This window comes from Pseudomonas sp. NPDC089554, from assembly GCF_050280645.1.
GTDB lineage: Bacteria > Pseudomonadota > Gammaproteobacteria > Pseudomonadales > Pseudomonadaceae > Aquipseudomonas.
In genome coordinates this window covers 1-390 of the sequence record NZ_JBNNVR010000017.1, presented here as the reverse complement: position 1 = coordinate 390, position 390 = coordinate 1, and the positions used below count along the sequence as shown (strand labels likewise).

Genomic DNA, 390 nt, shown 5'->3' with positions numbered 1-390 from the left:
CGCTGCCCCCCTCCTTGCTGCCGCGGGGGTGGTGGGAGCTCCCACAGCGGCCGCGCCTACAGGTCTGTGGGTCAATCGGCGTTGATCGGCAGCACGTAGTTCTTGAACTCGGTGTCTTCGCGAAAGCCCATCGACTCGTAGGTCTTCTTCGCCACTTCATTGTCGGCGCTGGTCGACACCCGCATGCGCACGGCGTTGGTTTCCTTGGCCATCTTCTTGGCTTCGCGCATCAGGTGGTCGGCCACCAGCATGCGCCGGGAGTCTTCGGCCACGTAGATGTCGTTGAGAATCCACACGCGCTTGAGCGACAGCGAGGAAAAGCTCGGGTAGAGCTGGCAGAAGCCCATCAAGCGGCCGTCTTCGTCATCCGGCAAGGCCAGGTAGATCACC

At 62.6% G+C, this 390-nt stretch carries 1 protein-coding gene; it reads right to left on the bottom strand.

Annotation, left to right across the window (positions count from 1 at the left end):
• Positions 1 to 71 precede the first annotated feature (71 nt).
• Positions 72 to 390, bottom strand: a 319-nt coding sequence (locus ACQKPE_RS07720; RefSeq protein ID WP_427664645.1) for a GNAT family N-acetyltransferase, incomplete at its 5' end; no start/stop codon positions are given.